A 23,504-nucleotide genomic window follows, 5' to 3' on the forward strand; every position below is an offset into this window, starting at 1 on the left:
AACCTGCGACCAATTGATTAAAAGTCAACTGCTCTACCAACTGAGCTAACGACCCACTCTGGCGTCGCTTTGGGCTTGTTTGATATCCCTTGGCAACGGCGGCATATATTACTGATTTCAGAATTCAGCGCAACTAAAATTTCGATAAAGATCACTTAACTGCTGGCGATTCAGGCGACAAGACCAGAAATAACGCGATTTCTGGTCATGCCGTAATCAACCAAGAGCATTAAGTCGTTTTTGCGCTTGTTTCGCACCGTCGGTGCCGGGGAATTTGCTGATCACCTGCTGGTAAACCGCTTTCGCTTTCGCGGTATCACCTTTGTCCTGCATGATCACGCCGACCTTAAACATGGCGTCCGGAGCTTTTGGCGATTTCGGGTAGTTCTTCACCACCGAGGCGAAGTAAAACGCCGCATCGTCTTTTTTCCCCTTATTGTAGTTCAACTGTCCGAGCCAATAGTTGGCGTTCGGCTGATAAGTTGAATCCGGGTACTTTTTAACGAAGTTCTGAAACGCCACCATGGCGTCATCCTGGCGTGAAGCATCCTTCACCAGGGCAATGGCCGCATTGTAATCGGTGTTCGCATCGCCGGTCATCGCCGGAGCGCCTGACGAGGCCGCTGGCGCTGCGCTGGCGGTAGCCGCACTCTGATCGCTGGAAGACGACGACGCCTGAGCGCCCGCCGCCGCTGCGCCACCTCCGCTCGTCAGCCCGTCAATCTGCAGCAGAATCTGCTTCTGACGCTCAACGATCTGATTCAGCTGATACTGGTTCTCCTGGATCTGACCACGGAGAGAATCAATGTCAGTCTGGTTATCAGAGAGTTGTTGCTGGAGTTGGGTTAAAAGCTGGCTGTGAGCATTGGAAATACGCTCGAGTTGAGTGACACGGTCTTCGACCGAGCCTGAGCCGACACTACTGATTGGCGCCTGAGCAAAAGCGGCCCAGGGGGCCGCTATGCCAACCAGTAACGACAGACTCAATAAATGATGTCTGAAGTTACTGCTCATGCAATTCTCTTAGTAAACCAGTACGGCGCGACGGTTTTTGGCATATGCCGCTTCGTCATGACCCAGTACTGCTGGTTTTTCTTTACCGTAAGAAACGATGGAGATCTGATCGGCAGAAACACCTTTGCCCTGCAGATACATCTTAACGGCGTTAGCACGACGCTCACCCAGCGCGATGTTGTATTCCGGGGTACCGCGCTCATCCGCGTGACCTTCTACAGTCACTTTGTAGGACGGGTTGCTGCGCAGGAAGTTAGCGTGCGCGTCCAGCATTGCAGCGAAGTCAGAACGGATATCGTACTTGTCCAGATCGAAGTAAACGATGTTGTTCTGCTGCAGCTGCTGCATCTGCAGACGAGCTTGCTCTTCAGAAGACATGTTGCCGCCGTTACCGTTAGCGTCCATACCAGTGCCGGCACCCAGCATGCCTTCACCGCTCTGGTCGTTGCTGGCGTTCTTGTTAGAAGAACATGCCGCGATTGCCATAACCGGCAGAGCGATCATCAGCCCTTTCAGCACTTTGTTCAGTTGCATTTCTTTGATTCCTTTAATAATCAATTATTTATTATCACAGATACGGCGACCAGGCAGGCGATTTTACCTGTCCATCAGTTGCCGGAAGACGCGCTTTGAAACGCCCATCTGTAGAAACCAGATTCAGCACGGATCCCATCCCCTGAGAAGAGCTGTAGATTACCATAGTGCCGTTAGGTGCCAGACTTGGCGTTTCGTCTAAAAACGTTGATGACAGAACCTGTACACCACCCGCTTCCAGATCTTGTTTGGCAATGTGCTGCTGGCCGCCGGCCGAGCTGACCATTACCATCGTTTTACCATCCGCGCTCACGTCAGCGTCCTGGTTCTGCGAACCTTCCCAGGTGATACGCTGCGGCGTGCCGCCATTAATATTGACTTTATACACCTGCGGACGACCGGCCTGGTCAGAGGTGAAGGCCAGGTTCTGGCTGTCCGGGAACCAGCTTGGTTCGGTGTTGTTGCTGCGACCGTTGGTCACCTGACGAATCTGACCCGAGCCCAGATCCATCACGTACAGGTTCAGGCTACCGGTTTTCGACAGCGCGAAGGCCAGTTTAGAACCATCCGGCGAGAACGCCGGCGCGCCGTTGTGCTGCGGGAAGGAGGCAATCTGACGCACAGCGCCGTTCGCCAGGGTCTGCACCACCAGCGCAGAGCGACCGCTCTCGAAGGTGACGTAAGCCAGTTTTGAACCGTCCGGTGACCAGGCCGGGGACATCAGCGGCTGGGAGGAGCGGTGAACCACAAACTGGTTGTAGCCATCATAATCGGAAACGCGCAGCTCATACGGGAACTGACCGCCATTGGTCTGCACCACGTAGGCGATACGAGTCCGGAAGGCGCCTTTAATACCGGTCAGCTTTTCAAATACCGCGTCGCTGGCAGTGTGCGCGGCATAGCGCAGGTACTGTTTAGTGACTTTGAAAGAGCCTTGCGCCAGCGTTGTGCCCGGCGCACCGCCGGTATCCACCAGCTGATACGCTACCTGGTAAGAACCATCCGGGTTTGACGTCACCTGACCGACGACCACGGCGTCAATGCCCAGCGCAGACCAGGCAGCAGGCTGCACTTCCTGGGCACTGGTCGGCTGCTGCGGCAGACGCGAGCGATCCAGCGGGTTGAATTTACCGCTGTTGCGCAGGTCAGCCGCCACGATACCGCCAACATCTTCCGGCGCAGCGCCCTGGCCGGCCCACTGGAACGGTACCACGCCGATGGGGCGCGCCGAGTCCACCCCCTGGGTGATCTCGATACGTACTTCTGCGTGCAGCACCGCCGCCCACAGCATTAAAAAACCAAATGCTACTCGTAATGCCTGCTTCATCATATCTCCCTTATCCGGGCGGAAAGCCCACGATAATTTAGCAGAATGTTAACAAACTCAAATACACAAAACTACCAAAACCCATGACCGCCCTATTTTCTTTCCCCCCGCTGACGCGGGGGAAAAAGCGCTTAAGGTTTGAAGTCCAGTGGCGCATTTTTGAACGTTTCATAAACAGCCTGCGACGGCGGTTTAGGGAATTTGCTCATCCGACTGGTGGCCGCCAGCATTTGCTGGCAGAACGCCGGATCGCCGCCTTCCGATTTCACACTCAACAACGTTCCATCCTGAGCCAGGTTTACGCGCAACGTACATACTTTACCCTTGTACGTATCCCAGTCATAGAGATGTCCTTTAATCGCGGCCTGCACCTGCGAAATATAGCTGGCAATCTCCGCCTGAGACGCGCCGCCCTGCCCCGGTTTACTTCCTTTAGCAGGTGAAGAGCCACCTGTGCTACCGCTGGTGCTACCTTTCGGCGCATTCTTACCTGAGCTCAGATCGCCGAGCAGGTCGTCCACGCCGTCCGCTTCTTTCGCGGCAGCCGCTTTCTTCGCTGCCGCGGCTTTTGCTGCTGCCGCTTTGGCCGCTTTATCGGCCGCCGCCTTCTCAGCAGCAGCCGCTTTGGCTGCCGCGGCTTTTTCAGCTGCGGCGGCTTTCTCGGCGGCGGCCTTCTCCGCGGCCGCTTTTTGCGCGGCGGCCTTCTCAGCGGCTTTTTCGGCGGCTTTTTCTGCTGCCGCTTTTTCAGCCGCTGCCTGCTTAGCCGCTTCCTGCTGGGCCTTCTTCTCCGCTTCCTGTTGCGCTTTCTTCGCCGCTGCCGCTTCCGCTTTCTTCTGTGCCTCTGCCGCGGCTTTCGCCGCTTCGGCTTCCGCCTGTTTCTTCGCATCGGCAGCCGCTTTCGCGGCGGCGGCTTCGGCCTGTTTCTTCGCGTCAGCCGCCGCTTTCGCTGCCGCCAGTTCAGCCGCTTTCGCCTGGGCATCCGCCTTCGCTTTCGCCTCGGCGGCCGCTTTGGCCGCCGCTTCCTGCGCTTCTTTGGCCTGCGCATCCGCTTTGGCTTTCGCCGCCGCGGCAGCCTTGGCAGCGGCTTCCTCAGCCTGCTTCTGTTGTTCCTTCGCTTCTTTCGCCGCTTCCTGCGCCTGCAGCCGCTCCTGTTCGAGCTGTTTCAGCCGTTCCTGTTCCGCCGCCTGCTTCTCACGTAACTCTTCCGCCTGCTGCTGCGCCTGTTTTTCACGCTGTTCAGCGGCGCGACGTGCGCTGGCCTGCTGCTGTTGCTGACGGTTATAATTGTTTACCACCGCCCCCGGATCGACCATGACGGCATCAATCGACGATCCCCCGCCGCCGCCGGCAGAGGCATCCAGATGCTCGTCAAACGAACTCCAGATCAGCAGCGCGATCAGTATGATGTGCAGCGCGACTGAAATGATGATCGCTCGTTTAAGCTTGTCGTTTTGTTCGGTTGCCTTTGACACTATCGGTTCCCAAAAACTGTTCGCCTGTACCCGCGATGCGCACCGACGGCGAGCGATACTCGCCGCCGAACGCCGTGCGGACGCACCTACCTGAAGCGATTAAATAGGTTTGGTCATCAAGCCGACCGATTTAACCCCTGCGCTATGCAACAGGTTCAGCGCTTTAATAATTTCATCGTAAGGGACGTCTTTCGCACCGCCGATCAGGAATACCGTTTTCTCATTGGCTTCAAGACGACGCTTCGCTTCGGCAATCACCTGCTCCGGCGGCAGCTGGGACAGCGTCTCCTGCCCCACTTTCACGCTGTACTGCCCTACCCCGGAGACTTCCACAATCACCGGCGGATCGTCATTGCTTTTCACCGCTTGCGATTCCGTGGCGTCCGGCAGATCGACTTCCACGCTCTGCGTAATGATCGGCGCCGTTGCCATAAAGATCAGCAACAGCACCAGCAGGACATCCAGCAGCGGAACGATGTTGATCTCGGACTTCAGTTCGCGACGTCCGCGTCCACGTGCTCTGGCCATGGCTTACCCCTTATTGCTTTCGCTGGTGGTAAAGGCCTGACGGTGCAGAATAGCGGTGAACTCTTCCATAAAGTTGTCGTAATTCAGTTCAAGCTTGTTCACCCGCTGGTTCAGTCGGTTGTACGCCATCACCGCCGGGATAGCAGCGAACAGACCGATCGCGGTGGCGATCAGCGCTTCGGCGATACCCGGCGCCACCATCTGCAGGGTGGCCTGCTTCACCGCGCCAAGGGCGATAAAGGCGTGCATGATCCCCCAGACGGTGCCGAACAGACCGATATACGGGCTGATGGAGCCTACGGTGCCGAGGAACGGAATATGGGTCTCCAGCGTTTCCAGCTCGCGGTTCATCGAAATACGCATCGCGCGCGATGCCCCTTCGACGATCGCCTCCGGCGCATGGCTGTTGGCCCGATGCAAGCGCGCAAACTCTTTGAAGCCGCTGTAGAAGATCTGCTCCGAACCGGTCAGATTATCGCGACGCCCCTGGCTCTCCTGATACAAACGGGACAGTTCAATCCCGGACCAGAATTTGTCCTCGAACGCTTCAGCTTCGCGCGCGGCCGAGTTAAGGATACGCGTTCTCTGAATAATGATAGCCCAGGAAGCGATAGAAAAACCAATCAAAATCAACATGATAAGTTTAACCAGAAGGCTCGCCTTCAGGAACAAATCAAGGATATTCATGTCAGTCACTGCTTAAACTCCGCGACAATAGACTTGGGAAGCGCACGTGGCTTCATTAAGAGTGGATCAACGCACACAATGAGAACCTCAGCTTCGTTTAACACTGTATTCTCGGCGTTGACGATTCGCTGCGTGAAAACCAAAGAGGTGCCGCGCATCGAGGTAATTTCCGTCTGGACTTCGAGCATGTCGTCGAGTCTGGCGGGGGCAAAATACTCCAGCGTCATTTTGCGAACCACGAAGGCAACGCGTTCAGCCAACAGAACCTGTTGACTAAAGTGATGGTGGCGCAGCATCTCTGTGCGTGCTCTTTCATAAAAAGCGACGTAACTGGCGTGGTAAACCACACCACCGGCGTCGGTATCTTCGTAGTAGACCCGAACCGGCCATCGAAACAGCGTTGTATTCACTTTACATCCCGGTAATGCAAAAAAAGGTTAGAGCTTTCAAACTTCGCTACTATACGCGCGGGAAAGGTGGTTTGGAATGGGGGAAAGTAAACGGGGCGTAAATTTTTATGGGCTTATGCAAGCCCATAGCATTAACAGAGATCTCTTATTCAAAAGAAGAAAAAGAAGAGACCTAAAGCGAGCACGATATCAGCGATAAGCGGACAAAAAATCCCCTGCCAGTGAACGGCACGCGGGCGGAAGCCCACGCCGTGAATTACGCCACTGCAAACCGCCCACATCAGCAAGAAACCGTGCCAGATTTCCAGCTCGCTGGTCTTCGCGGCAAAGCGCGACGGATCCCAGAAAATGCAGCCTGCCAGCAGCAGCGCCATCAACAAGGAAAGCGCCCTTAACGGGCGCTTGTCCATTATCGCATACATATACTTTATCATTCACGTCGCCTCTTTGTTGGCTACGTCTGCTTACCCCAGTCACTTACTGGTGTAAGCTCCTGGGGATTCACAGACTTGCCGCCTCGATGCAACCCGAATGATTTCGTATATCGCATCACGATAATACTCATCAGTGTTCTTCTTTACCTGCTTTGGTGGCTTCCACGTGCTCAAGCGCCAGCGCGGTAATCACCCCAAAGGCACAGGCAAGAAGCGTTCCCAAAATCCATGCGAAGTACCACATATATAGCTCCTTACCTTAGTACAGCGAGTGGGTGTTCTTTTCGATGTCTTCACGGGTGATGCGGCCAAACATCTTCCAGTAACACCAGCTGGTGTAGCCCAGAATGATCGGCACGAAGACAATCGCCACGTAGGTCATCAGGTTCAGCGTCCGCTGGCTGGAGGTCGCGTCCCACATCGTCAGGCTGGCGTTCAGCATGGTGCTGGACGGCATGATGAACGGGAACATCGCGATACCGGCAGTCAGAATGATGCAGGCCAGGGTCAGCGAGGAGAACAGGAATGCCCAGGCGCCTTTATCCGCTTTGGTCGAAACGACGGTCAGCAGCGGCAGCACCACGCCCAGGGCAGGGATCGCCCACAGCGCTGGCATATTGTTAAAGTTCACCATCCACGCGCCCGCTTCACGCACCACTTCTTTGGTCAGCGGGTTAGACGGGCCGGTATGGTCAATCACCGATTTCACCACATAGCCGTCGATGCCGTAGTAGACCCACACGCCCGCCAGCGCGAAGCAGACCAGCGTCACCAGCGCCGCCACCGTGGAGACGGTGCGGGTGCGCAGATGCAGTTCGCCCACGGTACGCATCTGCAGGTAGGTCGCGCCCTGGGTGAGGATCATCGCCACGCTGACGATACCGGCCAGCAGACCAAACGGGTTCAGCAGCTGGAAGAAGTTACCGGTATAGAACAGACGCAGGTATTCGTCGACATGGAACGGCACGCCCTGCAGCAGGTTGCCGAAGGCCACGCCAATCACCAGCGGCGGCACGAAGCTGCCGATGAAGATGCCCCAGTCCCACATGTTGCGCCAGCGGGTGTCCTCGATCTTGGAACGGTAGTCGAAACCGACCGGACGGAAGAACAACGAGGCCAGCACCAGAATCATCGCCACATAGAAACCGGAGAACGCCGCGGCGTAGACCATCGGCCAGGCAGCGAACAGCGCGCCGCCGGCGGTGATCAGCCACACCTGGTTACCGTCCCAGTGCGGGGCGATGGCGTTGATCATAATCCGACGCTCGGTGTCGTTACGGCCGAGGAAGCGGGTGAGCATGCCCACCCCCATGTCGAACCCGTCGGCGACGGCGAAGCCAATCAGCAGGATGCCAATCAGCAGCCACCAGATAAAACGCAATACTTCATAATCGATCATTTGACGACTCCTGTCTTAGCGTGCCGACTGAATAGCCGCAGAGGACTGTTCAAAGTGATAGCGGCCGGTTTTCAGGCTGCTAGGTCCTTTGCGGGCAAACTTGAACATCAGGAACAGTTCAGCCACCAGGAACAGCGTGTACAGACCGCAGATCAGCAACATAGAGAAGATCAGATCGCCCGCGGTCAGCGACGAGTTGGCCACCGCCGTCGGCAGGACTTCACCAATCGCCCACGGCTGACGGCCGTATTCGGCAACAAACCAGCCCGACTCCACGGCAATCCACGGCAGCGGCAGGCCATAGAACGCGGCGCGCAGCAGCCATTTTTTCTCGCCGATACGGTTACGAATCACGCTCCAGAAGGAGGCGCCGATAATCAACAGCATCAGGATGCCGCACGCCACCATGATACGGAAGGCGAAGTACAGCGGTGCGACGCTTGGAATAGAGTCTTTGGTGGCTTTGGCGATCTGCTCTTCCGTGGCGTCAGCGACGTTCGGGGTATAGCGTTTCAGCAGCAGACCATAGCCGAGATCTTTCTTCACGTTATTGAACTGGTCGCGAACGGCCTGGTCGGTGGAACCGGCGCGCAGTTGCTCCAGCAGCGCGTAGGCTTTCATGCCGTTACGGATACGCTCTTCGTGCTGAACCATCAGATCCTTCAGACCGATAACCGGCTTATCCACCGAGCGGGTGGCAATGATGCCCAGCGCGTAGGGGATCTGGATGGCGAAGTGGTTGGTTTGCGCATTCTGATCGGGAATACCAAACAGGGTAAAGGCCGCCGGCGCAGGCTGGGTTTCCCACTCTGCTTCGATAGCCGCCAGTTTGGTTTTCTGCACGTCACCCATTTCGTAACCGGATTCGTCACCCAGCACAATAACGGAGAGGATCGCCGCCATACCGAAGCTGGCTGCGATGGCGAAGGAGCGCTTAGCAAAGGCAAAGTCACGACCTTTCAGCATGTACCAGGAGCTGATAGCCAGGATAAACATCGCACCGGTGACATAGCCAGACGCCACAGTGTGAACGAATTTCACCTGAGCAACCGGGTTGAGCACCAGTTCGGAGAAGCTGACCATCTCCATACGCATGGTTTCAAAGTTGAAGTCCGATGCGATAGGGTTCTGCATCCAGCCGTTAGCGACGAGGATCCACAGCGCGGAGAGGTTGGAGCCCAGAGCGACCAGCCAGGTGACGGCCATATGCTGAACTTTACCCAGACGATCCCAACCGAAGAAGAACAGACCTACAAAGGTGGATTCGAGGAAGAAGGCCATCAGACCTTCAATGGCCAGCGGCGCGCCGAAGATATCGCCCACGTAGTGTGAGTAATACGACCAGTTAGTCCCGAACTGGAACTCCATGGTCAGACCGGTCGCCACACCCAGCGCGAAGTTGATACCAAACAACTTGCCCCAGAATTTGGTCATATCTTTATAAATCTGTTTGCCGGAAAGGACGTAGACCGTTTCCATGATGGCCAGCAGGAACGCCATACCGAGCGTCAGTGGCACAAACAGGAAGTGGTACATCGCGGTCAAGGCAAACTGTAAGCGCGACAGTTCGACTATATCTAACATCATGACTCCTTGCTCATCGCATGAAGACTCCGAAAATGAACCGAGAAGCTCTGGCTCATACGCATGCCCCAATACAAATTTTTATTTGTCGCCCGCCCGGAGCGGGTTTCAACCAAAGTGAAACCACGCCAGGACAAGGTTACAAATACGTTAACGAAAAACCCAATTGATTCCCCAATATATTACGCCGCAATAACCTTACAATAAATATGTTTTTATTGTTCCAGTTTTACATTTTTCGACGGTGATCAATATATAGCGAAGATGGCCGGTTTAGGCCAATTTGACTTGAGACAATTTAACGTTTTTTGAAGGATTTTTCCAAGCATTAAGTATTGATATAAATCAATTTTTACTCTACGTGTTAATTATGTAGCTCAATAAAGAATATTGGTAAACCTAATGTTAATGCTGTGTTTAAAGTATGCCTTGATTGGTTACTAAAAAGGGAAAGATGAGAATCATAGGTAATATTATTTAACGCCACAGGAAAAAAAATAAAAAAAAAGAGCCGATCCGATTAATGCTAGACCGCTCACAGTATTTTTTCCTGCTTTCTTATCCCCTCCCCCACTCTTTTTTTTACTGTCTGTTTCGTTACCCTGCGGTACGACCAGGGCAAATTTTCATTTCCGACAACCGCGCGTCGATAATATTTATGAAATAATTCATAAAATCAATATGATAGATAAGGTTTTTGCCAAACGCAGGGTTTGCTGACGCAGCGGCTTTCGGAACAAGCGGACAACGGCCAAAAAAAAGGCCACCTGACGGTGGCCAACCATGTCGAAATCGGACAGATTTCTGCTTGCGGATAAGCAGAGAGGGTTTACTTGATGATAGCTTTCAGCGCTTCGCCGATATCGGCCAGGCTGCGAACGGTTTTCACACCGGCTGCTTCCAGGGCTGCGAATTTCTCATCGGCAGTACCTTTACCGCCAGCGATGATGGCGCCAGCATGGCCCATACGCTTGCCCTTCGGCGCGGTCACGCCCGCGATGTAACCGACAACCGGCTTGGTCACGTGCTCTTTGATGTAGGCAGCCGCTTCTTCTTCCGCGCTACCGCCGATCTCACCGATCATCACAATCGCTTCGGTCTGCGGGTCTTCCTGGAACAGCTTCAGGATATCGATGAAGTTAGAGCCCGGGATCGGGTCGCCGCCGATACCGACGCAGGTAGACTGACCGAAGCCGTAGTCGGTGGTCTGCTTAACTGCTTCATAGGTCAGGGTACCGGAACGGGAAACGATGCCCACTTTACCCGGCTTGTGAATGTGACCCGGCATGATGCCGATTTTGCATTCGCCCGGCGTGATCACGCCTGGGCAGTTCGGGCCGATCATACGCACGCCCGCTTCGTCCAGTTTCACTTTCACGGTCAGCATATCCAGCGTCGGGATACCTTCGGTGATGGTGATAATCAGCTTAATGCCCGCGTCAATCGCTTCCAGAATGGAATCTTTGCAGAACGGCGCCGGAACGTAGATCACGGTCGCGGTGGCGCCGGTCGCTTCAACGGCTTCGCGCACGGTGTTGAACACCGGCAGGCCCAGGTGAGTGGTGCCGCCTTTGCCTGGCGTCACGCCGCCAACCATTTGCGTACCGTAAGCGATCGCTTGTTCAGAGTGGAAGGTCCCCTGGCTACCGGTGAAGCCCTGGCAGATAACCTTGGTATCTTTATTAATTAAAACTGACATTATTTCCCCTCCACTGCGGCAACAACCTGCTGTGCTGCGTCCGTCAGACTTTTCGCTGCAATAATATTCAGGCCGCTGTCAGCCAGTTTTTTCGCGCCCAGTTCGGCGTTGTTACCTTCCAGACGAACCACGACCGGAACGTTAACCCCAACTTCCGCTACCGCACCGATGATGCCGTCAGCGATCAGGTCGCAACGCACGATACCGCCGAAGATGTTCACCAGCACCGCTTTCACATTGTCATCAGAGAGGATGATTTTGAACGCTTCGGTGACGCGCTCTTTGGTCGCACCGCCGCCCACGTCGAGGAAGTTAGCCGGTTCGCCGCCGTGCAGTTTAACGATGTCCATGGTACCCATCGCCAGGCCTGCGCCGTTAACCATGCAGCCGATGTTGCCGTCCAGCGCGACGTAGTTCAGTTCCCACTGCGCCGCCTGCGCTTCACGCGGATCTTCCTGCGACTGGTCGCGCATTTCGCGCAGATCCGGCTGGCGGAACAGCGCGTTGCCGTCAGCGCCCAGTTTGCCGTCGAGGCAGATCAGGTCGCCCTGCTTAGTGATAACCAGCGGGTTGATTTCGATCAGCGCCAGGTCGCGCTCCAGGAAAATGGTCGCCAGACCCATGAAGATCTTGGTGAACTGCTGAACCTGTTTACCTTCCAGACCCAGTTTGAACGCCAGTTCACGACCTTGATAAGGCATCGGGCCCGCCAGCGGATCGATGGCGATCTTGTGGATCAGGTGCGGGGTCTCTTCCGCCACTTTTTCGATTTCCACGCCGCCTTCGGTAGAGGCCATGAACACTACGCGACGGGAGCTACGGTCAACGACCGCGCCCAGGTACAGCTCTTTGTCAATATCGGTCGCCGCTTCAACCAGGATCTGGTTAACCGGCTGGCCGTTCGCATCTGTTTGATAGGTCACCAGACGTTTGCCCAGCCAGTGCTCGGCAAATGCGCGGATCTCTTCTTTGCTCTTCACCACTTTCACACCGCCCGCTTTGCCGCGGCCACCAGCGTGAACCTGACATTTCACTACCCACGGACCCGCGCCGATTTTTGAAGCGGCTTCTTCTGCTTCACGCGGAGTAGTACAGGCATAACCCACCGGCGCCGGTAAGCCATAGCGGGCAAAAAGTTGTTTTGCCTGATATTCATGTAAGTTCATGTGTTCAGTCCATCCTTCAGGGTGTAATTATCTTTAAACCTGTAGGCCTGATAACAGCGTTAACGCGTGTTATCCGGCCTACGGTAGGTAATACGCTTGCTGACTACACGTCCAGCAGCAGACGGGTCGGATCTTCCAGCAGCTCTTTAATCGCCACCAGGAAGCCTACCGATTCACGTCCGTCGATCAGACGGTGGTCGTAGGAGAGCGCCAGGTACATCATCGGCAGGATCTCTACCTTGCCATTCACCGCCATCGGACGGTCTTTAATGGCATGCATACCCAGGATGGCGCTCTGCGGTGGGTTGATGATCGGCGTGGACATCAGGGAGCCGAACACGCCGCCGTTGGTAATGGTGAAGTTACCGCCGGTCAGGTCGTCTACGGTCAGCTTGCCGTCACGGCCTTTCACCGCCAACTCTTTAATATTCTTTTCGATATCCGCCATGCCCAGCAGGTCAACGTCACGCAGAACCGGGGTGACCAGGCCGCGTGGAGTGGATACGGCCATGCTGACGTCGAAGTAGTTGTGGTACACCACGTCGTCGCCATCGATAGAGGCGTTCACTTCCGGATAGCGTTTCAGCGCTTCCACCACCGCTTTCACGTAGAAGGACATAAAGCCCAGACGGATGCCGTGACGTTTTTCGAACGCGTCGCCGTACTGCTTACGCAGATCCATGATTGGCTTCATGTTGACTTCGTTGAACGTGGTCAGCATGGCGGTGGAGTTTTTCGCTTCCAGCAGACGCTCGGCCACGCGTTTACGCAGGCGGGTCATCGGGACGCGTTTTTCAGAGCGGTGGCCCAGCTGCGGCGCCGGCGCGGCTGCCGGGGCAGCGGCTGGCGCTTTGGCTTCTGCCGCCGCCGGGGCTTTCGCCAGATGTTTCTCGACATCTTCGCGGGTCAGGCGGCCGCCGACGCCGGTGCCTTTGATGGCCGCCGCGTCGAGGTTGTGTTCAGCCAGCAGACGACGGATCGCCGGGCTCAGCGCATCGTTGTTCTGCTCTTCCAGAGAGGCCTGCTGACGCTGCGCCGGCGTGGACGCTTTCGCATCGGCTTTTTCGCTGCTTTCTTTACCTGCGCTGTTACCTTCGCGCAGGCGGCCAAGGATCTGGCGAGACAGGACGGTAGCGCCCTCGTCTTCCAGCACTGCATCCAGAATGCCGTCCGCTGATGCCGGTACTTCCAGTACCACTTTGTCAGTTTCGATTTCGACCAGGACTTCGTCACGGACGACCGCGTCGCCCGGTTTTTTGTGCCAGGTGGCGACGGTTGCGTCAGCTACGGACTCAGGCAGGTCGGGAACCAGAATATCTACGCTACTCATTGTGTATCCTTTAATTAATCGACGTTCAGCGCGTCATTGACCAGATCTTGTTGCTGTTTCTGGTGAACGGACATATACCCTACCGCCGGAGAGGCGGAGGCCGGGCGGCCTGCATAACGCAGAGAGGCCCCAAACGGAATCACTTCACGGAAGTGATGCTGGCTGCAGTACCATGCGCCCTGGTTGAGCGGCTCTTCCTGGCACCAGACAAAATCATGTACGTGCGCATACGCTTTCAGCGCATCCTGCACCGCCTGATGCGGGAACGGATAGAGCTGCTCGATACGAACGATAGCGACATCTTTTTGCTCGTTTTTACGGCGCTGTTCCAGCAGGTCGTAGTAAACCTTACCAGAGCACAGCACCACGCGCTTCACAGCCTGCGGATCAAGTTGATCGATTTCACCGATGGCCGGCAGGAAAGTGCCGTTTGCCAGCTCATCCATGCTGGAGACCGCCAGCGGATGACGCAGCAGCGACTTCGGCGACATCACCACCAGCGGACGACGCATACCGCGCAGCGCCTGACGACGCAGCATGTGGTACACCTGCGCCGGCGTGGACGGCACGCATACCTGCATATTCTGCTCAGCGCACAGCTGCAGATAACGCTCCAGACGGGCGGAGGAGTGCTCCGGGCCCTGGCCTTCGTAGCCGTGCGGCAGAAGCATCACCAGGCCGCACATCCGGCCCCACTTCTGCTCACCGGAGGAGATGAACTGGTCGATCACCACCTGCGCGCCGTTGGCGAAGTCGCCAAACTGCGCTTCCCAGATGGTCAGGGTGCGCGGCTCTGCAGTGGCGTAACCATATTCAAACGCCAGCACCGCTTCTTCAGACAGCACGGAGTCCCAAACGCGGAACTGGCCCTGACCGTTATGGACATGCTGCAGCGGGGTGTAGGTTGAACCATTGGTCTGGTTATGGATCACCGCATGACGGTGGAAGAAGGTGCCGCGACCGGAGTCTTCCCCGGACAGACGCACCGGAATACCTTCGTCAACCAGCGTGGCGTAGGCCAGGTTTTCAGCGCCGCCCCAATCGAACAGCTTCTCACCTGCCGCCATCGCCTGGCGGTCGGCGTAAATTTTCGCCACGCGGGACTGCATTTCGATACCTTCCGGCACCGTGCTGATGCGTTTGGCCAGCTCCTGCAGACGCTTCGGCTCCACTTTATCCGGATAGCTCTCGTCCCACTCATGGTTGAGGTACGGCGACCAGGTAAAGGAGTGCATGTTCATCGGACGCCATTCCTTCACCACGCATTCGCCGGCATCCAGCGCATCGCGGTAGAGGTTAACCTGCTCGGTAGCATCTTCCAGGGTCGCGACCTTGTCCTGCTCCAGCTTGTCAGCATAGATTTTGCGCGGAGTCGGGTGCTTTTTGATCTTCTGATACATCAGCGGCTGGGTTGCGCTCGGCTCATCGGCTTCGTTATGGCCGTGACGGCGGTAGCACACCAGGTCGATGAAGACATCGCGTTTGAAGGTATTGCGGAAATCCAGCGCCAGACGGGTGACGAAAGCGACCGCTTCCGGATCGTCGGCGTTGACGTGGAAAATCGGCGCCTGCACCATTTTACCGATGTCGGTGCAGTACGGGGTCGAACGCGCATCCAGCGGGTTAGAGGTCGTGAAGCCCACCTGGTTGTTGATAACGATGCGCACGGTCCCGCCCACTTCGTAACCGCGGGCTTTGGACATGTTCAGGGTTTCCTGAACCACGCCCTGTCCGGTCACCGCGGCGTCGCCGTGGATAGTGATCGGCAGAACCTTGTTGCTGCTCGGCTCGTCCAGACGATCCAGACGGGCGCGTACGGAACCGATCACCACCGGGCTGACGATCTCGAGGTGCGACGGGTTAAACGCCAGCGCCAGGTGCACCAGACCGCCTTCGGTTTCTATATCGGAAGAGAAGCCCATGTGGTACTTCACATCGCCGGTACCGAGGTGTTCTTTATGTTTGCCGGCAAACTCGTCGAACAGGTCCTGCGGTTTTTTACCCAGCACGTTGACCAGCACGTTGAGACGGCCACGGTGCGCCATGCCCAGCACCACTTCACGGGTGCCGCTCTTACCCGCATGGCGGATCATCTCTTTGAGCATGGGGATCAGGGCGTCGCCACCCTCCAGCGAGAAGCGCTTCGCCCCCGGGAATTTGGCGCCGAGGTAGCGCTCCAGCCCTTCCGCGGCAGTCAGTTCGCCGAGGAAACGTTTTTTCTCTTCTGCGGTAAAGCTCGCTTTGCCGGCTACCGATTCAATGCGCTGCTGGATCCAGCGTTTTTCTTCGGTAGAGGTGATATGCATGTATTCCGCGCCGATGGAGCCGCAGTAGGTTTGCTTAAGGGCGGCAATCAGCTCGCCCAGCTTCATCGTGTCTTTACCGATGGCAAATGAACCTACGTTATAGCTTTCCTGGAAATCGGCCTCGGTCAGATCGTGGTAGGCCGGATCGAGATCCGCCACTCTCTCTTGCTTCCACAGCCCCAGCGGATCGAGATTCGCATGCTGGTGGCCACGGAAACGGTATGCGTTGATGAGCTGCAGGACTTTAACCTGCTTCACATTGGTGTCTGGGTCGGAAATCGAAGAAGTGTAACGTGAGGCATCCTTCGCCAGTCGACGGAAATAATCACGCGTTTTGGAATGAAATTGATCCGGTTTAACTCCGGTGCCAGGTAACTGCTGGAACATTGAACGCCAGTTGGCGTCAACAGAGTCAGGATCGGTTAAGAAGTCTTCATAGAGCTGTTCTATCCAGCTCTGGTTCGAACCAGAGAGGTAAGAAGAGTCCAGCCAGGCTTTCATTGCGCCGTTCTGCATCGTGATCCCTTAAGCATTCATATGCTTATTTCGCCGTAGAAACTACCACGCACACCGAGTGCACGTGCCGGGGTTCACTTGTTGCGGACGAGTTGTGGTTTCTATCCGCTAAGGAACCTTTAAAAACTGCCATTAATCTTCGGCGTTCAGGCTGCGGTTGCGTTAGCTGCCTTCACTTTCCCCGGTCACATAGTTCACTATGCTCCCGGGGATGCGTTCAGTTGCCGCCTTACCTCGCTCTGAACGCCTTGATTACTGGTACATATTTGGCGGTTTTTAAAGATTTCCTGCTATATCTATTGCCTGATGGCGCTTCGCTTATCAGGCCTACAAAATATGCTCCTGTAGGCCGGATAAGACGTTTACGTCGCCATCCGGCAACTAAAACAACTTACGCGCTGCGCTGCAGCAGCATCGACTTAATATGGCCGATGGCGCGCGTCGGGTTCAGCCCCTTAGGACACACACTGACGCAGTTCATAATGCTGTGACAGCGGAATACGCTGAAAGCATCGCTCAGGCCGTCCAGACGCTCGCTGGTTTCGGTATCGCGACTGTCGATCAGGAAGCGATACGCGGCCAGCAGGCCTGCCGGGCCGATGAACTTGTCCGGGTTCCACCAGAACGACGGGCACGAGGTCGAACAACATGCGCACAGAATACACTCGTACAGGCCATCGAGCTTCTCACGCTGCTCAGGCATCTGCAGATGCTCGCGAGCCGGAGGATTTTGCCCATTATTCAACAAGTAAGGCTTAATCTTCTCATATTGTGCATAGAATTGCCCCATGTCCACCACCAAATCACGGATAACCGGTAATCCTGGCAGCGGGCGGATAACAATCTTCTTGCCCGGCTGATTCAGCGCGGAGATCGGCGTGATGCACGCCAGACCGTTTTTCCCGTTCATGTTCAGGCCATCGGAACCGCAGACCCCTTCACGGCAGGAGCGGCGGAACGACAGCGACGGATCTTTTTCTTTCAGCTGGATCAGCGCATCCAGCAGCATCATGTCACGACCTTCTTCCGCGTCGAGGGTGTAATCCTGCATGTGCGGAGCGTCGTCAACATCCGGGTTATAGCGATAAATTGAAAACTCGAGTTTCATTTTCCTGTCTCCGCATTAATAAGTACGAATCTTCGGCGGGAATGCCGGACGCAGTTTCGGTTCCATGTTGACGCTACGACGCGTCATGGATTCCGACTCTGGCAGATACAGGGAATGGCACAGCCAGTTTTCATCATCACGATCCGGGAAGTCGAAGCGGCTGTGGGCGCCACGGCTCTCGGTACGGAAGTTAGCGGATACGGCGGTCGCGTACGCGGTTTCCATCAGGTTATCCAGCTCCAGGCACTCAACGCGCTGGGTGTTGAACTCGCTGGAGGTATCGTCGAGACGGGCGTTTTTCAGGCGCTCGCGGATCACTTTCAGCTGTTCCAGACCTTTGTGCATCGCATCGCCTTCGCGGAACACCGAGAAGTTATGCTGCATACATTCCTGCAGCGCTTTGCGGATCGCCACCGGATCTTCACCGGAACGGGTGTTGTTCCAGCGGTTGAGGCGGTCCAGCGAGCCTTCGATATCGGATTCGCTGGCGTCGCGCAGCGTGCCCTGCTCGGCGATAGACTCCTGCAGATGCAGGCCCGCCGCGCGGCCGAAGACCACCAGGTCGAGCAGCGAGTTGCCGCCCAGACGGTTGGCGCCGTGGACCGATACGCAGGCGATTTCGCCCACCGCGAACAGACCCGGGATCACCACGTCTTCGCCCTTCTCATTGACGGTCAGCGCCTGGCCGGTCACTTTGGTCGGAATACCGCCCATCATGTAGTGGCAGGTTGGGATAACCGGGATCGGCTCTTTCACCGGATCGACGTGAGCAAAGGTGCGGGACAGCTCAAGGATACCCGGCAGACGAGATTCCAGAACCTCTTTACCCAGGTGATCCAGTTTCAGTTTCGCGTGCGGGCCCCACGGACCGTCGCAGCCGCGGCCTTCGCGGATCTCGATCATGATGGAACGCGCCACCACGTCACGACCCGCCAGGTCTTTCGCGTTCGGCGCATAACGCTCCATAAAGCGCTCGCCGTGTTTATTCAGCAGATAACCGCCTTCGCCGCGGCAACCTTCGGTGACCAGAACCCCTGCCCCGGCGATACCGGTCGGGTGGAACTGCCACATTTCCATATCCTGCACCGGCACGCCGGCGCGAATGGCCATCCCGACGCCGTCACCGGTGTTGATGTGGGCGTTGGTGGTGGACTGATAGATACGGCCTGCGCCGCCGGTCGCCAGCACGGTGGCGCGGGCTTTAAAGTAGACCACTTCGCCGGTCTCGATGCACAGGGCGGTACAACCCACCACCGCGCCGTCCTGGTTTTTCACCAGATCGAGGGCATACCATTCGGAGAAGATAGTGGTGTGGTTTTTGAGGTTCTGCTGGTACAGGGTGTGCAGCAGGGCGTGACCGGTACGGTCAGCCGCCGCCGCGGTACGCGCCGCCTGCTCGCCGCCGAAGTTCTTCGACTGGCCGCCGAACGGGCGCTGATAAATACGGCCGTCGTCAAGACGGGAGAACGGCAAGCCCATATGCTCCAGCTCGAGAATCGCTTCCGGGCCGGTCTTACACATATATTCGATGGCGTCCTGGTCGCCGATATAGTCCGACCCTTTTACGGTGTCGTACATATGCCATTCCCAGTTATCTTCATGGGAGTTACCGAGCGCGACGGTGATACCACCCTGCGCGGATACGGTGTGCGATCGGGTCGGGAAAACTTTGGAGAGCAGCGCACAGGTCTGTCCGCTCTGGGAAATTTGCAGCGCCGCGCGCATACCTGCGCCGCCGGCACCGATGACAACAGCATCAAACTCTCTGACTGGCAATTTCATTACACACCCCACACCACAACAAATCCATAAAGAACGTAAGCCACCAGCGCCACAACGATAGCCAGTTGCAGAACCAGGCGCAGAGCCAGTGGTTTAACGTAGTCCGTTAACACCTGCCACATCCCGATCCAGGCATGGATAAGAATGGAAACGAGAGCCAGCAGAGTGAAGACTTTAGTGAAGCCGGAGGCAAAGAATCCGGTCCACACTTCCCATGAGATTTCACCGGTGGTAGCGAAGAAGCCAACCATGTAGATGATGTAGAGGGTCAGAACGATGGCGGTAGCACGGACCAGAATAAAGTCATGTACGCCGTTGCGTCCCAGTGCTGAGGCGTTGCTTACCATACGAGGACTCCTGCGAGAAGTGAAAGCACGACAGTAATAACAAAAGAAATCTTGGCGGAACGTTTCCCTGCTTCGAGGGTTTCGTCCAGGTAGCCAAAGTCCATCATCAGATGGCGGATACCAACAACGACGTGATAGGCCAGCGCGGTGAGAATGCCCCACATGATGAACTTCACAAAGAAGCTATCCATGATCGAGGCCGCCGTCAGAAAACCTTCAGGGGAGGAGAGGCTGGTGCCCAGCAGCCAAAGCAGAATTCCGACCGCCACGAAGGTGATGACACCGGAAACGCGATGGAGAATGGACGCTATCGCCGTGATTGGGAACCGTATCGTTTGTAGATCCAGATTGACAGGTCTTTGTTTTTTCACATTTCTTACCATGAATAACGCCCACATGCTGTTCTTATTGTTTCCTTCCTCCGGTCTGCTTGCGGGTCAGACAGCGTCCTTTCTATAACCAGAAGTCATGTTAAAACGTCTTTTCAGGCATTAAAACATCACTAAACAACGCTGGGTGGCTCGGGATTGCAGGGTGTTCCGGAGACCTGGCCGCAGTATAGGCCGTTCACAAAATCATTACAATTAACCTACATATAGTTTGTTGGGTTTTCTCCGGAACAGTGATCAAGGTCACGATAACAACATTTTTTTAATTTTTAATCACCTGATTTGACAAATATTAAACATTCTTGTTACAACCATTACCAGTTAAATGCAATAATGCTCAAAAGTTATGAGGTCACGCTTTCACCTGAGAATAAGTTATGTAACAGTGTGTCAGTATTGACCGATGTAATCAGGACAGTTATTAGTGGTATACAGGTTTTAATATTCGGACTGCTAAAACGCTGATTTGCTGTTGTTTCACCGCAGCCCTGAAGAACGTGCCATCAAGCGCCGTTGCTCTGTACCCTGCCCTTTTCGCTGACGCAGAGCTGTGTGCAACATAACAAACTGGTAACGTATACGGGCGCGGACCGAAAGCAAATCCACCACCCGGCAGTCTTAAGCAATAAAGGCGCTAAGGAGACCATAAATGTCTGATGCTAAAGCAAAAATCACCCTGGGTGGTGACACTGCTATTGAACTGGATGTGCTAAAAGGCACGCTCGGTCAGGATGTTATTGATATTCGTAGTCTTGGTTCAAAAGGCGTATTTACTTTTGACCCAGGTTTCACATCTACCGCTTCCTGTGAATCTAAAATTACGTTTATCGATGGTGACGAGGGGATCCTGCTGCACCGTGGCTTCCCGATCGACCAGTTAGCGACCGAATCAAACTATCTTGAAGTTTGTTACATTCTGCTAAACGGTGAAAAACCGACCCAGGCCGAATATGACGAATTCAAAACCACCGTCACCCGCCACACCATGATCCATGAGCAGATTACTCGTCTGTTCCATGCGTTCCGTCGCGATTCTCACCCGATGGCCGTTATGTGCGGGATCACCGGCGCCCTGGCGGCGTTCTATCACGACTCCCTCGACGTGAATAACCCGCGTCACCGTGAAATTGCCGCCTATCGCCTGCTGTCCAAAATGCCGACCATGGCAGCCATGTGTTACAAGTATTCTATCGGCCAGCCGTTTGTTTATCCGCGCAATGACCTCTCCTACGCCGGCAACTTCCTGCGCATGATGTTCGCCACGCCGTGCGAAGAGTACGAAGTCAATCCGGTGCTGGAGCGCGCAATGGACCGTATTCTGATCCTGCACGCCGATCACGAACAGAACGCCTCGACCTCGACGGTACGTACCGCGGGCTCTTCCGGCGCTAACCCGTTCGCCTGTATCGCAGCCGGCATCGCCTCCCTGTGGGGACCGGCGCACGGCGGCGCCAACGAAGCGGCGCTGAAAATGCTGGAAGAGATCAGCTCCGTTGAGCACATTCCGGAATTTGTTCGTCGTGCGAAAGACAAGAATGACTCTTTCCGCCTGATGGGCTTCGGCCATCGTGTGTACAAAAACTACGACCCGCGCGCCACCGTGATGCGTGAAACCTGCCATGAAGTGCTGAAAGAGCTGGGCACCAAAGACGACCTGCTGCAGGTGGCCATGGAGCTGGAGCATATCGCGCTGAACGACCCGTACTTCATCGAGAAGAAACTCTACCCGAACGTCGACTTCTACTCCGGTATCATCCTGAAAGCGATGGGTATTCCGTCCTCCATGTTTACCGTTATCTTCGCCATGGCGCGTACCGTGGGCTGGATTGCGCACTGGAACGAAATGCACAGCGATGGCATGAAAATCGCCCGTCCGCGTCAGCTCTATACCGGCTACGAAAAACGCGATTTCCAGTCCGACATCAAGCGTTAATCTCGCTGTCCGGATGATAAAAACGCGCCTGATGGCGCGTTTTTTTATGCCTGACGATGAGGTCTGGCGCTGCCTGGCCGCCGGCTTAATGCTGGCAGTGCGGGCACCAGTAAAAGGGCCGCGAGGAGAGCATCGTCTTCTCAATCACGCCCCCGCAGCGCTCGCACTGTTCGCCATCGCGATGGAACACCTTAAAGCGGAACAGCGCGCCGTGGTGCTTGTTGTCATCGGGCTGGCCGCGGGTGCGATAAGAAAGCCGCGGGATATCAAGCAGCGCGTGCGCCAGCGCATCCAGTTGTATTGCATTCAGCTCCGAGGCCTTATGCTGCCCGGTCAGCCCCACCTGCCAGAGGATTTCCACCCGCAGATAGTTTCCCAGCCCGGCAAGAAAAGCCTGATCCAACAGCAGGCCGGAAAACTGACGATGGCGGAATTTGGCCGACAGCAGCCGCGCTTTCACCTGCTCCGCAGTTAACGTCATATCCAGTACGTCCGGACCGATGCGCAGCAAGAACGGATGGTTGGCCACCTGCTCCGCTGTGAGCATCTCAATGTCCGACGCGCTGTAGAGCAAAATCGCCTTGCTGGCGGTCTGGAGCCTGACGCGCAGCACCCGGTTAGAGGCGGGCTGTTCGCCAGCGTCAACCACGCGCCAGACGCCGTACAGCTGATTATGGCTGTACAGGGTCAGGCCGCCGGAGAAGCGGGTCAGCAGGGCTTTGCCCCGGGTGTCGATATGGGTAACCCGCTGACCAATCAGCGGGGTTTGGTAGGGTTGCAACCGGGGAAAGGCGAACCAGACGTCGGTTAAGGGTTCGTCTTTGATTGCCGCCTCCAGTGTATCCGCCGCGCGGCGGATCTCCGGACCTTCCGGCATACTGTCATCCTTTTGTCAGTGGGTGGCGCCGCCGCCCAGTTTACTGTCCACCGGCTGGCGCAGGGCCACGGCAATGGCCGTCTCCAGCGCCTCCCGCACGGTGGCGATCGCCATACTCGGCTCGCCGGGATGGGCCGCCGCCTGCGCCGGTAGCCATGGAATATGGATAAAACCGCCTCTCACCTCAGCCTGACCCTGCAGCCTGTGCAACAGGCCGTACATGACGTGGTTGCAGACGAAGGTGCCGGCAGTCTGCGACACCGAGGCCGGGATCCCGCGATCGCGCAGCGCGCTGACGATCGCTTTGATCGGCAAGGTGCTGAACCACGCCGCCGGCCCGCCGTCGACGATCGGCGTGTCGATGGGTTGCTGGCCTTTGTTATCGGGGATGCGCGCATCATCGACGTTGATCGCCACACGTTCGACGCTGATATCGACCCGACCGCCGGCCTGCCCCACCGCGATAACCAGCTTCGGCTGCAGGTCCTCTATCGCCGCGTCGAGCGCCGACAGCGCCTCGCCAAACACGCAGGGAAGCTGCCGGGCGGTCACCGGCTGGCCAGCAATCATAGTGCCGTCAAGCTGCTGCACCACTTCCCAGGAAGGGTTCACCGTCTCGCCGTCAAAGGGTTCGAAACCGGTGAGTAATACTCCCGCCACCA

At 56.2% G+C, this 23,504-nt stretch carries 22 protein-coding genes; 1 reads left to right on the top strand and 21 read right to left on the bottom strand.

The genetic code is table 11. The annotated features are described in order from the left end of the window. Window positions 1-216: 216 nt before the first annotated feature. The 19 genes from cpoB to sdhC form a co-directional block, all read right to left on the bottom strand. Window positions 217-1,014 carry a cell division protein CpoB gene (gene cpoB / locus ABLV04_RS18805; protein WP_064158152.1) on the bottom strand — a complete coding sequence of 266 codons (798 nt, stop codon included), beginning with the start codon at window positions 1,012-1,014 and terminating at the stop codon, window positions 217-219. Window positions 1,015-1,023: 9 nt separating this feature from the next. Next, a complete protein-coding gene (gene pal, locus ABLV04_RS18810) occupies window positions 1,024-1,548 on the bottom strand; it encodes a peptidoglycan-associated lipoprotein Pal (protein WP_002895068.1) in 525 nt (174 codons plus the stop codon). 34 nt (window positions 1,549-1,582) lie between these two features. Next, window positions 1,583-2,875 (bottom strand): Tol-Pal system beta propeller repeat protein TolB, encoded by a 1,293-nt coding sequence (tolB, locus tag ABLV04_RS18815; RefSeq protein WP_023288877.1) that lies wholly within the window; start codon window positions 2,873-2,875, stop codon window positions 1,583-1,585. A gap of 131 nt (window positions 2,876-3,006) precedes the next feature. Next, a complete protein-coding gene (tolA, locus tag ABLV04_RS18820; protein WP_004885996.1) occupies window positions 3,007-4,347 on the bottom strand; it encodes a cell envelope integrity protein TolA in 1,341 nt (446 codons plus the stop codon). Window positions 4,348-4,446: 99 nt separating this feature from the next. Beyond that, the gene (gene tolR / locus ABLV04_RS18825; protein WP_002895061.1) at window positions 4,447-4,875 is read right to left on the bottom strand and encodes a colicin uptake protein TolR; all 429 of its coding nucleotides are present in this window, start codon (window positions 4,873-4,875) and stop codon (window positions 4,447-4,449) included. Window positions 4,876-4,878: 3 nt separating this feature from the next. After that, window positions 4,879-5,571: a Tol-Pal system protein TolQ gene (gene tolQ / locus ABLV04_RS18830; RefSeq protein WP_004152221.1), complete on the bottom strand. Its 693-nt coding sequence runs from the start codon at window positions 5,569-5,571 to the stop codon at window positions 4,879-4,881. Next, window positions 5,568-5,972 carry a tol-pal system-associated acyl-CoA thioesterase gene (gene ybgC, locus ABLV04_RS18835; RefSeq protein WP_002895056.1) on the bottom strand — a complete coding sequence of 135 codons (405 nt, stop codon included), beginning with the start codon at window positions 5,970-5,972 and terminating at the stop codon, window positions 5,568-5,570. Before ybgC ends, tolQ begins: the two co-directional genes overlap by 4 nt. Window positions 5,973-6,121: 149 nt before the next feature. Then, the gene (gene ybgE, locus ABLV04_RS18840) at window positions 6,122-6,406 is read right to left on the bottom strand and encodes a cyd operon protein YbgE (protein WP_008805691.1); all 285 of its coding nucleotides are present in this window, start codon (window positions 6,404-6,406) and stop codon (window positions 6,122-6,124) included. A 130-nt stretch (window positions 6,407-6,536) separates the two neighbouring features. After that, complete coding sequence (cydX, locus tag ABLV04_RS18845; protein WP_004100325.1) at window positions 6,537-6,650, bottom strand: cytochrome bd-I oxidase subunit CydX; 114 nt, start codon at window positions 6,648-6,650, stop codon at window positions 6,537-6,539. 15 nt (window positions 6,651-6,665) lie between these two features. Continuing rightward, window positions 6,666-7,805, bottom strand: a complete 1,140-nt coding sequence (gene cydB / locus ABLV04_RS18850; protein WP_004885993.1) for a cytochrome d ubiquinol oxidase subunit II — start codon at window positions 7,803-7,805, stop codon at window positions 6,666-6,668. 15 nt (window positions 7,806-7,820) lie between these two features. Further along, window positions 7,821-9,389, bottom strand: a complete 1,569-nt coding sequence (gene cydA, locus ABLV04_RS18855) for a cytochrome ubiquinol oxidase subunit I (RefSeq protein ID WP_002895047.1) — start codon at window positions 9,387-9,389, stop codon at window positions 7,821-7,823. Between the two features lie 829 nt (window positions 9,390-10,218). After that, window positions 10,219-11,088, bottom strand: coding sequence for a succinate--CoA ligase subunit alpha (gene sucD / locus ABLV04_RS18860; protein WP_004885990.1), 870 nt, complete (start codon window positions 11,086-11,088; stop codon window positions 10,219-10,221). Further along, a complete protein-coding gene (gene sucC / locus ABLV04_RS18865) occupies window positions 11,088-12,254 on the bottom strand; it encodes an ADP-forming succinate--CoA ligase subunit beta (RefSeq protein WP_002895039.1) in 1,167 nt (388 codons plus the stop codon). Before sucC ends, sucD begins: the two co-directional genes overlap by 1 nt. A 103-nt stretch (window positions 12,255-12,357) precedes the next feature. Then, a complete protein-coding gene (gene odhB, locus ABLV04_RS18870) occupies window positions 12,358-13,584 on the bottom strand; it encodes a 2-oxoglutarate dehydrogenase complex dihydrolipoyllysine-residue succinyltransferase (RefSeq protein WP_023288876.1) in 1,227 nt (408 codons plus the stop codon). Between the two features lie 14 nt (window positions 13,585-13,598). Next, on the bottom strand, window positions 13,599-16,406 hold the full coding sequence (gene sucA, locus ABLV04_RS18875; protein ID WP_023288875.1) for a 2-oxoglutarate dehydrogenase E1 component: 2,808 nt from the start codon (window positions 16,404-16,406) through the stop codon (window positions 13,599-13,601). 391 nt (window positions 16,407-16,797) lie between these two features. Further along, window positions 16,798-17,514 carry a succinate dehydrogenase iron-sulfur subunit SdhB gene (gene sdhB, locus ABLV04_RS18880; protein WP_023288874.1) on the bottom strand — a complete coding sequence of 239 codons (717 nt, stop codon included), beginning with the start codon at window positions 17,512-17,514 and terminating at the stop codon, window positions 16,798-16,800. A gap of 15 nt (window positions 17,515-17,529) precedes the next feature. Continuing rightward, window positions 17,530-19,296 (bottom strand): succinate dehydrogenase flavoprotein subunit, encoded by a 1,767-nt coding sequence (gene sdhA, locus ABLV04_RS18885; RefSeq protein ID WP_004179067.1) that lies wholly within the window; start codon window positions 19,294-19,296, stop codon window positions 17,530-17,532. Then, a complete protein-coding gene (gene sdhD / locus ABLV04_RS18890; protein ID WP_002894949.1) occupies window positions 19,296-19,643 on the bottom strand; it encodes a succinate dehydrogenase membrane anchor subunit in 348 nt (115 codons plus the stop codon). The genes sdhA and sdhD overlap by 1 nt, the downstream gene beginning before the upstream one ends. Then, window positions 19,637-20,041, bottom strand: coding sequence for a succinate dehydrogenase cytochrome b556 subunit (sdhC, locus tag ABLV04_RS18895; RefSeq protein WP_004142216.1), 405 nt, complete (start codon window positions 20,039-20,041; stop codon window positions 19,637-19,639). Before sdhC ends, sdhD begins: the two co-directional genes overlap by 7 nt. Before the next feature lie 640 nt (window positions 20,042-20,681). Between sdhC and gltA the strand changes: the two genes are divergently transcribed. Then, on the top strand, window positions 20,682-21,965 hold the full coding sequence (gene gltA, locus ABLV04_RS18900) for a citrate synthase (protein ID WP_023288873.1): 1,284 nt from the start codon (window positions 20,682-20,684) through the stop codon (window positions 21,963-21,965). 85 nt (window positions 21,966-22,050) lie between these two features. Here the strand turns inward: gltA and nei are convergent, their stop codons facing one another. Both nei and pcp read right to left on the bottom strand, forming a co-directional pair. Continuing rightward, window positions 22,051-22,842 (bottom strand): endonuclease VIII, encoded by a 792-nt coding sequence (nei, locus tag ABLV04_RS18905; protein WP_023288872.1) that lies wholly within the window; start codon window positions 22,840-22,842, stop codon window positions 22,051-22,053. Between the two features lie 15 nt (window positions 22,843-22,857). Further along, window positions 22,858-23,502, bottom strand: coding sequence for a pyroglutamyl-peptidase I (gene pcp / locus ABLV04_RS18910; protein ID WP_048334976.1), 645 nt, complete (start codon window positions 23,500-23,502; stop codon window positions 22,858-22,860). Window positions 23,503-23,504 lie beyond the last annotated feature (2 nt).

Source organism: Klebsiella sp. JN_Kp127 (genome assembly GCF_040062505.1).
GTDB classification, from domain to species: Bacteria; Pseudomonadota; Gammaproteobacteria; order Enterobacterales; family Enterobacteriaceae; genus Klebsiella; species Klebsiella quasipneumoniae.